Source organism: Alcanivorax sp. HI0044 (genome assembly GCF_001634945.1).
On record NZ_LWEZ01000358.1, the window covers coordinates 1 to 11,274 of the forward strand.

At 43.5% G+C, this 11,274-nt stretch carries 12 protein-coding genes; all 12 read left to right on the top strand.

Translation table 11 applies throughout. From position 1 onward, the window contains the following. Positions 1 to 497, top strand: a 497-nt coding sequence (locus A3730_RS31015) for a hypothetical protein (RefSeq protein WP_197477282.1), incomplete at its 5' end; no start/stop codon positions are given. After that, positions 497 to 1,405, top strand: a complete 909-nt coding sequence (locus tag A3730_RS30205) for a hypothetical protein (protein WP_156496708.1) — start codon at positions 497 to 499, stop codon at positions 1,403 to 1,405. The genes A3730_RS31015 and A3730_RS30205, both read left to right, overlap by 1 nt. A 118-nt stretch (positions 1,406 to 1,523) precedes the next feature. After that, the gene (locus A3730_RS04355) at positions 1,524 to 2,876 is read left to right on the top strand and encodes a hypothetical protein (RefSeq protein WP_063537564.1); all 1,353 of its coding nucleotides are present in this window, start codon (positions 1,524 to 1,526) and stop codon (positions 2,874 to 2,876) included. Positions 2,877 to 2,936: 60 nt separating this feature from the next. After that, positions 2,937 to 4,553 carry a phospholipid carrier-dependent glycosyltransferase gene (locus A3730_RS04360; RefSeq protein ID WP_063537566.1) on the top strand — a complete coding sequence of 539 codons (1,617 nt, stop codon included), beginning with the start codon at positions 2,937 to 2,939 and terminating at the stop codon, positions 4,551 to 4,553. Positions 4,554 to 4,599: 46 nt separating this feature from the next. Beyond that, on the top strand, positions 4,600 to 5,106 hold the full coding sequence (locus tag A3730_RS04365; protein WP_063537568.1) for a hypothetical protein: 507 nt from the start codon (positions 4,600 to 4,602) through the stop codon (positions 5,104 to 5,106). Between the two features lie 185 nt (positions 5,107 to 5,291). Further along, complete coding sequence (locus A3730_RS04370) at positions 5,292 to 6,044, top strand: aspartyl/asparaginyl beta-hydroxylase domain-containing protein (protein ID WP_063537570.1); 753 nt, start codon at positions 5,292 to 5,294, stop codon at positions 6,042 to 6,044. Positions 6,045 to 6,072: 28 nt separating this feature from the next. Continuing rightward, the gene (locus A3730_RS04375) at positions 6,073 to 7,089 is read left to right on the top strand and encodes a sulfotransferase (protein WP_197477283.1); all 1,017 of its coding nucleotides are present in this window, start codon (positions 6,073 to 6,075) and stop codon (positions 7,087 to 7,089) included. A gap of 83 nt (positions 7,090 to 7,172) precedes the next feature. After that, positions 7,173 to 8,081 (top strand): glycosyltransferase, encoded by a 909-nt coding sequence (locus A3730_RS04380; protein WP_082872253.1) that lies wholly within the window; start codon positions 7,173 to 7,175, stop codon positions 8,079 to 8,081. Positions 8,082 to 8,117: 36 nt separating this feature from the next. Then, entirely contained in the window at positions 8,118 to 9,149 is a 1,032-nt protein-coding gene (locus A3730_RS04385) for a radical SAM protein (RefSeq protein WP_255363099.1), read from the top strand. Continuing rightward, the gene (locus tag A3730_RS04390; protein ID WP_063518687.1) at positions 9,127 to 10,245 is read left to right on the top strand and encodes a radical SAM protein; all 1,119 of its coding nucleotides are present in this window, start codon (positions 9,127 to 9,129) and stop codon (positions 10,243 to 10,245) included. Before A3730_RS04385 ends, A3730_RS04390 begins: the two co-directional genes overlap by 23 nt. 9 nt (positions 10,246 to 10,254) lie before the next feature. Further along, a complete protein-coding gene (locus A3730_RS04395) occupies positions 10,255 to 11,082 on the top strand; it encodes a hypothetical protein (RefSeq protein ID WP_156496679.1) in 828 nt (275 codons plus the stop codon). Between the two features lie 5 nt (positions 11,083 to 11,087). Continuing rightward, positions 11,088 to 11,274 (top strand): hypothetical protein (locus A3730_RS32500; protein WP_231883845.1); only part of this gene is annotated, 187 nt, incomplete at its 3' end.

Genomic DNA, 11,274 nt, shown 5'->3' on the forward strand with positions numbered 1-11,274 from the left:
CGAATTTCAATAATCAGGAAGGAATGTATTTCAGGAATGTGGATGCCTTCATTCCTTTGGGGACCCTTCATTATCAGGCGCTGACTTTTAGTGGCGTTAGTAGATACGATGAAAATGGAAACGAACTTGCCAATCCTGTTCAGAATGGCAACTTTTCGATTGAACTGACTCGAATTCCAGATGTTTCAAATGTTTATAATCATTTCTATTGCAAGGAGCAGGGAGGAATTTGTGACTTGGCATCGGATGATTCGATAGCTGATCCTAACCCTGATACTCATGGCTATGTTCGCTGGGGTGATTGGAGTGGGGTCGATATTGGTACTGGTGCAGGGTTGCCTGGGCCCAATGACGCGACAAACGGAATATATTTTGTAGGCGGTACGAATGCTGCCGTGACAGCACCGACAAACACGGTGACCAACCTTGGTATTTCACGCATCGAGGGTATGCTAATCCAGCATATGAAAATCACATCGTTGGGGGCCGGAAACTAATGAAGATCGATCCTGATGCTATCTTTGTTCGTAGAAAATTTTTACATACAGCATTGCTGGGCGTTCTAACGGCTGTTTTGATGTCGACAAGTTTGGCTTTTCCTGTCCTAGGCCATGCAATGGAGGCATTGGAAGAGCAGGAAATGGGAGCTATAACAGGTCAAGAAGGCGTCATGGTTTCTATAGAGTACTACTATAACTCCGTTAGAACTGACGATCCTTCCACCACAGGGCAAGGCCTATCTTCTTGTGGTGGACCTTCTGACTTGGGCAACATGAACTGTCGTCTGGCATGGCAGCTTGCAAATCGCGGTGATGCTGGGGCTTCCGGAATTTATTCTGCAACAAACTGGAATTTGCCTGGTGGTGGCGGTTGCGATGGGGCTGGCAGCTGTAAAGGGGAGTGGCTGGTTTGGAAAGCGGGCTGGGCTTCTCTGGCTGTTAATGGTTTGATGCTGGATGCTGCCACTTTGGGCGATGCAATCTCGTCGGGTTCAAGTTACGAATCTTGGCTGGGTGCTTACGACTCTGGAGACTCATCGAATAATACCGGAAACATGGTGCCTGTGTACGGGAGTTTTGTTGATAGCGGTGGAGCCTGCTTAATGCCAGAAGGCTACGGCACCTCCCCTTGTACTGTTGCATACATGAAAGCGATGCCGGCGTTGAAAACGCATTTTCCTGGAACCGGAGGAAGCTATGATAACAGTACGCGGGAATCCAGCGGTTTCAATGATGCGCGTTTCGGCTTGCAAGTCTCAGGTTTGTCTGCGGAATACGATACAGGCGGCGTACCTGGGTGGATGCTTAATAATGGCGGCTCTTTCACCAGTCTAAAAATCGCTGATAATAATGGTTACCAAGCTGGAATAGCTTTTGGTGGTGACTTCTATTTGTATGGTTTTTAATTTGGCGATTGGTGTGATTGTACATAAGGTCATTAATTAAAACGTGCTTTGCTCTTGTTTGCAGCTACTTGGAAAATAAGGTTCTGATAATGATCAATATAACAGGAACCCTGAAAAAATGATTGCAAATCTACTGGGTCGCTCTCGTGTGTCTGATTGGGAGGCTTCTGCTCCTGCGATGATAAGATTCTTTCTGGTTTATGTAATTGGATTGTGTCTACTTGCCCTCAGCCCCTCGTTATTTGCGTTACAAAAAATGCAGGATAGTGAGCTTGCGGATGTTACTGGTCAGGCTCTTATGCAGATGTCAAAAGAGAGCACAAATGGGTTTACGTTCTATACAGCTGGTCTTGATGCTGTTTTAGAGCTGAATATGAACATCCAAAAACTGCAGCTGGGTTGTGGTGGGGCCAACTCTGTTAATAATGGCCAGCATTGTGATTTAGATGCAGATAACTTTTCACTCGGCTGTATTGCGGATTCCAGTGGAAATTGTACTTTTGGAAACGGCGGTACGCAGATGCGGGATCTGGTGATGACTCGCCCTTATTTCCAGTTTGCAATCAAAAATGATAATTCAAAAACGTTGCGTGAAGTGGTTGGGGTTCGGCTCGGAGGTGAGCAAGTCGAAGGGCCAATGAGTATTGGCAACTTTAATAGCTTTAGCGGCTATCTAAGTGCATCCGCTGACTTTATTATGGAAGCCCAAGGTTTGGATCAAAATGGCGATGGAGATCCAAATAATGATATCGCGATCACCTGTGGCAGTTCGTCAGCTCCTTGCCCAGGTAATCGCCCTGGCACTGGTTATAATACTTTTGGGTTGCAGACACCCTTCCGCTCTTTGGGGCTGCAAAACGGTTGCGTATCGTTTTTAGGGAATGGTATCGAGTTTAAAGATCTGACTATCGGATTTCCGCAGGTGGAGCGGTTGAATCGACCCGTTGTTTTGAGAGGTAACCGACAAACTCAAGCGGGTGTTTATAATGCTCAGCTGGGATCAGCTGTGGACGAGCTGGTCGATAACCTGGATGTCGTTCGCTCTAACGGTGGAGGCCTGACTAATTCAGAAGCTCTTGTGAACGCACTTCTGCCGCTGCTCGCTAATCCTGTCAAAGATAATATTAAAGGCCAGTTGGCTTCAGGGTTGGGAACCACCCCGGGAAACCTTAATACATTTGTCATCCCATATAATATTTCTAATCTGCATAGTGTAATGGTGGATACACCATTGTTTGGTCTATCTTTCCAAAAAGAGCCGGTACAATACCCAGGTTATGTTGAGTCGGTGTCAAGAGGTTGGGCGATGTATTTGCCCGACGCCTTCAAACTTGAGGTGTCGAATCCAACCACTTATTTTGTTAATAATATCGTGAATGGCAATGCCGCAGTGGGTAACATTACGCCCTTGCCGGACCCCGGCAGTGGCGCGGTATTTGATAACTGTTGGGGCTCTGCTACATTCTGCTAACCCCTCACAACGAAACAAAAGAGCCCCTTGATCAAAAGGGGCTTTTAAATTGTGTCATTTATGGGTGAGCATGTGCTGAACGACGCTGTTTCCAAGACTCGCACCAACTTTTGGTTCGTATTCTTGGTTGTTTCTCTAATTGCTTTCTACTGTGGCATTGCCTGGTTGGCCCGCGGCGAATATCAGTGGTGGTATATTGATTTTGTGGCGGATGCCAATGTTTATTGGGGCGATGATAGCTACCGTTATTTTCTTGCCAAAACCGCATTTCGAAATCCGGATGTTTACTGGTTTAACTTTGTGCTGCCCCTTGCGGTATTTTTTGATGGTGTCTTGACCACTATTAGTAATGAAAGTCTTTATTATTCTCGCGCTCTGAAGTCGTTTCCGCTTGTTTTATCTGTTTTTCTGGTTTATTTCACTTGCCTGAAGCTGGATGTTAAAAGGGTATGGGCGTTTCTTTCAGCTGGAATGCTGGCGTTTTTTCCTCTTTATGTTTTTGTTTCATTGAGTTTCTACGGTGAGTCTTGGCTGGTATTTTTTATTTGCCTTGCACTGTTTTTGTTAGCGGATAAAAAAATGCGTGCCGCTGCCTTGGTTATTGGCTTAATGCCATTGATAAGGGGGGAAAGTATAGGCTTTGTTGCTTCGTTTTCTCTGTTTGCATTACTGCAACGCGACAGAAAGCTATTGTTTTGGGCGTTGGCGCCTGGCTCTATTTACTTTTGCCTGATCACTACTATCGGCCCTGGCTTGCAAAACTTTCTAGGCTGGAGGCTCAATGTTGCAGATGTTTTTGAAGCCGTAGGAATTTGGTACGGAGGAGAGATCGAGCGAGTTTTCGACGTTCTATATTTGCCTTGGTTACTGATTGCTGTTCCCGCACTCTTTCTAAAAGAAGCCCGACCAATTTGGCCGTGTGCCATTGGGGCCTTTTACATTGTTGCAAGGCTTTTAATCGCTGTGGAACTGGATCGAAGCAGTCTCGAGCCTCGTTTTTTCTTGGGTGTAATACCAGTCCTTGTGGTAGGTCTTGCGTTAGGGCTGAATAAACTGAATTCTTTTTGCGGCAGCGGCCAAAAAGCTATTTGTTGCCGGGTTATGTCAGTGGGTTTTATGGGGCTGCTGTTGTTTTTGCATGTGTCGTCTGTTCATGTCGCTAATGAGTTAATTGACTATGTCGCCAGAAATGGGGAGCTTCCCCCTTCCGTTGCAGATGCTCCGCTGGAGATGGGGACATACTTCAAAAAAGCTGACTCTGAAACGGTAGCGGGATACAGAGAATACGCGGAAATTGCAATGCAGATGCTAGAGAGAAATCCTGCCGTCACCACCCTCATGGTCAGTGAGTCGAGCGTATTGTATTTTCTAGACCCTAAACGAATACCAAGGCATGTAAAGGTTGTCTTCGCTTTGTTTGGTTGGCCCACACTGCGGCCGGTAATGGAAGGGGATGTCACAACAGGGTACTTCCCCCATCCGCCTTTTTCGGCCTATTTCGCTTTGGGTTTGCCTAAAGAAGGAGAGTCGCTACTGTTGTATCTTGACGATATGAAAGTTGAGAAATATCCATATCACTGGATAGTAAAGGGCAATAGTATTTATCTTTTTTCGGCTAAAGAAATTGAAGATGCTCGAATTAAGAAGATGTCAAAAGATGACTACTTGCTTCGATAGACTATTCGATAAGTGACTTGTAGGCGCTTAACCGACAAGGTGAGCTATGGCTGTAGAAGTGGTTAAAGAGGAAAAAACGCTTCCGGAAAACTATAAGGAAATGTTTCTGTTCCTTTTTGGTGGGAGCGGTATTTGGGCTGTTATTAGTGTTGCTGTAGTTGTTTTTATATTTAAAGCTACTCTGGGGTATTGGACTTATCTTGATCCGATTGTTCTGTCTCTTCTTTTCACCTTCCGCGGTATTATAGAATGGGCGGTGCATTACTGGCTATATCATGCCAAGCCTTTGCCGCTAGTAAGATTTAGATTAAAAACCAAAGCATTTTTTCAGCATTTGGAACATCATGAGGGCCCGGAAGATCTCTCGCGTATTTTGGTTACTTATAGAGGAGTGCTTTATCCGGCTTTTTTTGTATTTTTATTTTCCTGGTTGGCTTTTGACAATCTAAACCTCTCGGTGTCTATTGTTTTCTGGCTTCTTTTTATAGGTTTTATAAATGAAGTTATACATCTGATTGTCATTGTGAGATTCCACATCATAGCGGTTTTATAAAAAAAATTGTTTGGCTGCATCGCCGGCACCACCATTATGATAGTAATAATTATTATGGTTTAAGCTCTTCACTGGGAGATAAAATCTTTGGGACGCTCCTTTCTGACGCGCCTGAAAATAAAAACATAGCTGGTAAAGAAAAGCTGTGGTTTGCAGCTATAGAAAAGGAAGAGTACAAGGGTGAGATGTCATCTTTCTTTGATATCGCTGACGTGCCCATTATTGAAGAATTGGAAACCCAGGCGGGCGAGATTAAGAATGAAATTTTGGCTTTTATTTCTAGAAAGCAGAAAGCATTCACCCCCTATTTTGGTCAGTTGGTTAAAAATTCTCCCGAAAAATGGATTACGCATCCACTTCGGACTTGGGGCCTTGATTACCATGTCGCACAGAATGACTTTCCCGTAACGCGTGAAACAATTAAAAAGATACCTGGCGTAGTATCGGTATCTTTTAATATTTTGTGCGCTGGTGGAGAAATTCCTGAGCATTTTGGCGACACCAATGCTACTAACAGGGTGCACCTTGGCTTAGTTATACCTGCGGGCTTGCCCGTTTCTGGAATTAAAGTTGGTGAAAAGGCCGTTGCTTGGGAAGAAGGCAAGGCCACTATTTTCTGTGATGCGCATCGTCACAAGGCCTGGAATCATTCTGGAGAAGACAGGTTGATTCTCCTTATGGATGTAATTAGGCCAGAATTCATGCCAGATAAACGTAAAGTGTGCTCCATAATTATCACATCCTTTATCTTTCAGTTACTGATAATTAAAGCACCAATTTTGCAAAGGCGTGTTGTTGATAATTCCAGCGTAGTTCTAGAGGTTTTTGCTCCAATCGTTAGTCTATTGATCCCGGTATACAATATGGCAAGTTATCTTGTGTCACGTATTGTAAGAGCGAGATTGAGATTGATGGGGTGGCTCAGTGAAATACGATGATGCTATTGACTTAGCGGAGTGTCTACCCATGTTCTTTATCACCTGTAGGCCTCGAAGTGGATCGACTTGGCTAAGAACTATGTTCGATGCCCACCCATCTATTGTTATTCCTCCTGAATGCCAGTTCATCATAAACCTAAAGAAGAAGTACTTAGGGTTAGACCTCTGGACAGCAAAAACGGTCTCGTCATTTATTGCTGACCTTAAAAAACAGGGTTTGATTGAAAGCTGGAAGATCGACTGGAGCAAGCTTCGAGATACTCTTCTGTCTAACGTTTATCGGGTCGATTATGCCCTGGCCTGTAAGCTCGTGTACCTTTATTCTTTCTCCTGCTTTGAGAAAGGAAATCCACTAGCAATTGGTGACAAGAATCCGGGGTATTCATTTTATTCTAAAGAACTGCAAGAAATATTCCCTGAAGCAAAGTTTATTTATCTGTGCAGGGATTATAGAGAGAATCATATTTCCATTGTCAGGGCCGGATTTGAAATGTCGATAATTGCTGCGACCTGCAGGAAGTGGGTCGGCTATTACGAGCTAATGAAAAATGGCTGTGAAAATGGAAACCTTATTGTCTGTCGATATGAAAATCTGGCTCTGTCACCTGAAAATGAATTAAAAAAATTGCTTGGTTTTATTGGGGTTCCATATTCCCCCACCATGCTAGACTATGCTGACTATGCAGAAGATGTAAAGAGAGAGTATTTTACCAACTCCTATGCATGGAAGCTTCACAAAAATATTCTTCTTCCTCCTATTAGCAATAAGCCAATGGAATGGGGGGCACATTTGACTCGTGAGGAAATAGCAATTGCCGACTATGTCGTAGGGAAAACAGGCGAAGAACTAGGTTACAAAAAAGTATACGGTCGCCCTAATGTCCGAGTCAGAGCTGCTGCTATATTTGGAGTTGGTCTAGCCAAGGCGAACTTTTTTGCCCGCATTTTTTTAGATGCGTTGCCTTCAGATGCTCGCTCTTTTGTTGATTTTAGACTGCGACTCTATATTGAAAAGCTAATGCGCGTCTTCGATTTAAGAAGGTGAAGCCGGAGGCCGGAATCAATCAATATGGATTTTATTTTTTGCCGTTAAGTGTGTCATGTTGCAGCATAACTTATGTGAGTGCCATGAGAGAAAGACAGCAATGCCTAAATATAGAAAGGATTTCGGTTGTTGTACCGGTTTATAATGATGCTCAAGCAATCAAGGAGCTGCTTGGCCGTCTTTTTTCTGTATCAATGCCATATGAATTAGAAATTGAAGTGGTTATTGTTGATGATGGGTCCGACGATAACGTTTGGCTCGATTTGAAACAATTGAAAGGGGAGATGCCAAGTAAAAGATTGAAACTTATTCGTCTAGCTTCCAATCATGGGCAGGGTTTGGCAACCCTGTGTGGCATTGCGAATAGTCGTGGCGATTTTGTTATTACTATGGACTCTGATTTGCAGCACCCGCCTGAAGAAATTCCTGTTCTGGTTAAGCACTTAAAAGAAGGCGGGTTTGACTTGGTTTATGGTACAGGTACGAATGGACATCAATTTATGAAACGAATTGCTCGGCGGATATTGAGAATTCCTGGCGCACTTATGGGGGTGCTATATTACCAGTCCACTTCATTCAGAATGATGACCAGGCCCCTTGGCCTTCAGCTGGTTAACTCTATAACGTCGAGAATCCTGACTATCGATGATCTTTTTCCCGGGATGGTGAAAAAAGTTGGTTTTGTTTCTGTCCGCCACGAAAAGAGAAAGCACGGAGATTCTTCTTATTCTTATTTGGATGTGGCACTGTCTCTTCTTGAGGCATGGTATCTTTCAAAACGTCAGAAAGAGGTAGCCGTTAAAACAGGATTAGCCCTTTTGTTATTATCAATGATAAGTTCTCATTATGCGGTGGAACTTGTTGGAGTGAGTATAGCCCCAATTCTTTTTTTTACCGCAATCGTGATTATGGCTTGTGGCTATATGGTTGATATGAGACGCAGAGAAGCCACTCTCGATAACCAGATCAGTATTCTTGAAGTGGTGAGTTAAATGTCGGAGCCTGGATCAAAGACTAGAATTATTCAGATGCACCCTGAGAATGAGACGTCACAGTATTTAACGGGCGGACGAGCTCCTGTCCCTACAAACCTTTTCTTTTTGATAACTTCTGAGTGCAACCTTAGCTGTAAGCACTGTCATATGTGGCTAAACAAAGACAGCCCCCATTCTTTAACCTTGGCAGAGAAAATAAAAGTTGTCGAGGGTTTTGCCAAGCTCAATCCCCATGGGAATGTTGTGCTTTCCGGTGGGGAAGTAATGTTAAAAATCGAGGATTTCTTTGCTCTAACGAAGTCAGCGAAAAGCCTTGGTCTGAATGTTATAGCTGTTTCAAATTCTTCATTGATAGCCCCTTCACTGTATAAGAGATTCGTTGTTGAGGGTCCCGATATTTTGTATATCTCTTTAGATAGCCATGTCGATACCATTCATGACTATATAAGAGGCACCCCAGGCGCTTGGAATAAGGTGGTCAGGGTAATCAAAGGTTTGGTTGAAAAAAAGAAAGAATCTGGCTCATCTAACTTCAAAATATTTACCAGCACGGTTCTCTTCGAGGAGAATATTTATACGCTGGAAAATATGTTGGCATTTATAAAATCCTTAGGGGTAGACGGTGCGTCAGTTCAGGTTCTTTCAAGGACCGTGATGAACAAGTCACCCTCAGGTGCTGACCCCTTTTTTGACAAGAGTTTTTTTAAGGATAGGGAACTCGCTTCGAGAGTTCTTGACGAAGTGATTTCGGGGTTTTCTGACGATGGTTTTCTGGTTAACCTCGGCGAATATGAATGGATGAAGGAGTATATACTGAAGGGGCCCGATTACGAAACTAGCGATCAAGTTTGTGGATCTGCAGAGAAGAACATTTTTGTTGATCATGATGGTCGATATTCACTCTGCGCTAATATGGATGCTGTTGAAGGTGTAGGGAAGATAGGGACAGTAAGGGATATTAGTGTTGAAAGGTTCTGGTTCTCGGTACAGGCGGAAAGAGCCAGAGGGTTAATGAATCAGTGCAGGAAACATTGTGGAATGTATGCCTGCCATAGAAAAGACTAATGCCACTATGGAGCGTATTAAGATTCAAAGCATTAATGAAACCGTCGAGAGTGACGCAGCTGATCACATTCAGGCACTGAGTCCTCCCGACTACCTGTTTTTGCTAGTGACTTCTGAATGCAATCTCCACTGCAAGCACTGCCATATGTGGATGAACCAAGACAGCCCTAATGGCCTGACATTACCTGAAAAGCTTGATGTGGTGCGTCAGTTTCAAAGGCTAAACCCTTCGGGTGGTGTTGTCCTTTGTGGTGGAGAGTTAATGCTGAAAGAGGAGGAGTTTTTCTCACTGACTGCACTATGCCGGGAACTCGGGTTGAACACGGCCGCTTTTACTAATGGTTCACTGGTGGAAGAGTCCCACTATCATCGTCTCTTGCTAGAGGGGCCAGACCAACTGTTTTTTTCACTTGACAGCCACTTGCCAGTAGTACACGACTATATACGAGGTACTGAAGGTTCTTGTGAGCATATCCTGAAGGTTCTTACCGATCTTTCTTCACTCAAAAAGAAAGCTTACCCTGACTCAAAGGTCAGGATCTATACGAACTGCACACTTTTTGAAAGAAATCTGTATGGTATTCATGAGTTTATCGAGCATGTGAAAGGGCTGGGCATTGATGGTGTGCGCTTTGAATGCCTGCATGAAACTGTGGATAAGCGTTCAAAGGAAGGTGAAGATCCTTTCTTGCGTAGAGGATTCTTTTCAGATCAGAATGCGGCCGCAATGATGTTTGATGAAATTATTGCTAGGTACAGAAAAGATGACTTTGTTGTTGTTCCAGAAGGTGACTGGTTATGGATGCGCTTCTATGTTGCCAATCATGGTACGACAAACACATACCCTGTTTGTGCCGCGTTTGAGAAGATCATTTTTATTGAACAGTCTGGTGAACTTTTGCTTTGCCCCTATATGCATACGCTGAAGCAAGTCGGGTATCTGGGTAATTGCCGGACCACTGGACTAACTGATTTCTGGTTTTCAGCGTCTGCTGAGAATGCAAGAAAATATATGCGCTCCTGCAATAAGGAGTGCGGTATGATTTCTGGTTTTAGGAATTCAGAGCTTGTAGCCCCATTAGTGCTTACCAAGTAATTNATAAGTATGGCAATGTTAGATGATTTTTTAAAAATTATTAACAATGAATCAGTCGTTCGGTATCTGAAATTGAGTGTTCAGACGCTTTATCAGAAAGATTATCCTTTCTGCAGCTATTTGGCAGTTAATTATGCCGGGTCAAAACTAATTAACGCCAAGTTTTATGTGACTGCTTTTAAAAAAGTTGATTTTTCCCTTGTGAAAGAATTCTTTCCTTTCTCTGAAGAGGTTAGTAATGCCTACGAAAAATATGAAGAGGGAAAGGTTTATAATCCCGCAAATATGGGGGTTGTCTTTGTATTCAAAATGAGCCCCTCCGGGCGGCAGCTTTATACCTATGGGCAGCGCGTAAAAGAAGATATCAATCCACCTATTGACCAGCCCGGATTGGTCACGGAGCCTAAACAGTTTGATGATTATTTTGCCCATGAAGTAGGGGCAAGTCACGCTTATGGGAAAAACTATTATATCATCATGAATAGGATGAATATCAAAACCATGCTTTGCCGAGCTTCACTGGAGCTTGATGATTCAGATGTGGATTTGATTGAATATTCTACATTTGAAGGTAAGCAGAAAATTTTGGCGGCGATAAGTTCTGTGGCTAAAACAGAAAACTATCTAAGGAGGACGGGGGGGGGAGAATTTCTTGCATTACACGACTTCATTCGGGATAAATTTGGTTTTATTCCAGTGTCGCCAGGAAAATATTTGAATAGCCCGGTGAGAACTATTCACTATTTCTCCCCTGGTGAACCTGTCTATTTTCGGGACTCTTTGGCATTAATGACAATGCTCTCTCGGATTGAACAGGGGGAGGTGCTCTCTTGCTGAATTCTGTGAATGATAAGTTCTTTGCTAGATCACAAGAAATTCTTTCATTTCTTGATCCCCTGGATATTACTGAGTTATCTACATTTGAGCAGCTGCCCGAAGTGATCAGATGTTTCCCCGCTCATACTTTGTTGACTCGAGATTTCTTTGAGGAGATGTTGTCTTCACATCAGATTAGGGGGGCGATTGGTG

Excerpts from the sequence above, each read along its gene's own strand:
- A3730_RS30205 (WP_156496708.1), top strand. The coding sequence starts at position 497 with ATGAAGATCGATCCTGATGCTATCTTTGTTCGTAGAAAATTTTTACAT.
- A3730_RS04355 (WP_063537564.1), top strand. The coding sequence starts at position 1,524 with ATGATTGCAAATCTACTGGGTCGCTCTCGTGTGTCTGATTGGGAGGCT.
- A3730_RS04360 (WP_063537566.1), top strand. The coding sequence starts at position 2,937 with ATGGGTGAGCATGTGCTGAACGACGCTGTTTCCAAGACTCGCACCAAC.
- A3730_RS04365 (WP_063537568.1), top strand. The coding sequence starts at position 4,600 with ATGGCTGTAGAAGTGGTTAAAGAGGAAAAAACGCTTCCGGAAAACTAT.
- A3730_RS04370 (WP_063537570.1), top strand. The coding sequence starts at position 5,292 with ATGTCATCTTTCTTTGATATCGCTGACGTGCCCATTATTGAAGAATTG.
- A3730_RS04375 (WP_197477283.1), top strand. The coding sequence starts at position 6,073 with ATGTTCTTTATCACCTGTAGGCCTCGAAGTGGATCGACTTGGCTAAGA.
- A3730_RS04380 (WP_082872253.1), top strand. The coding sequence starts at position 7,173 with ATGAGAGAAAGACAGCAATGCCTAAATATAGAAAGGATTTCGGTTGTT.
- A3730_RS04385 (WP_255363099.1), top strand. The coding sequence starts at position 8,118 with ATGCACCCTGAGAATGAGACGTCACAGTATTTAACGGGCGGACGAGCT.
- A3730_RS04390 (WP_063518687.1), top strand. The coding sequence starts at position 9,127 with ATGCCTGCCATAGAAAAGACTAATGCCACTATGGAGCGTATTAAGATT.
- A3730_RS04395 (WP_156496679.1), top strand. The coding sequence starts at position 10,255 with ATGGCAATGTTAGATGATTTTTTAAAAATTATTAACAATGAATCAGTC.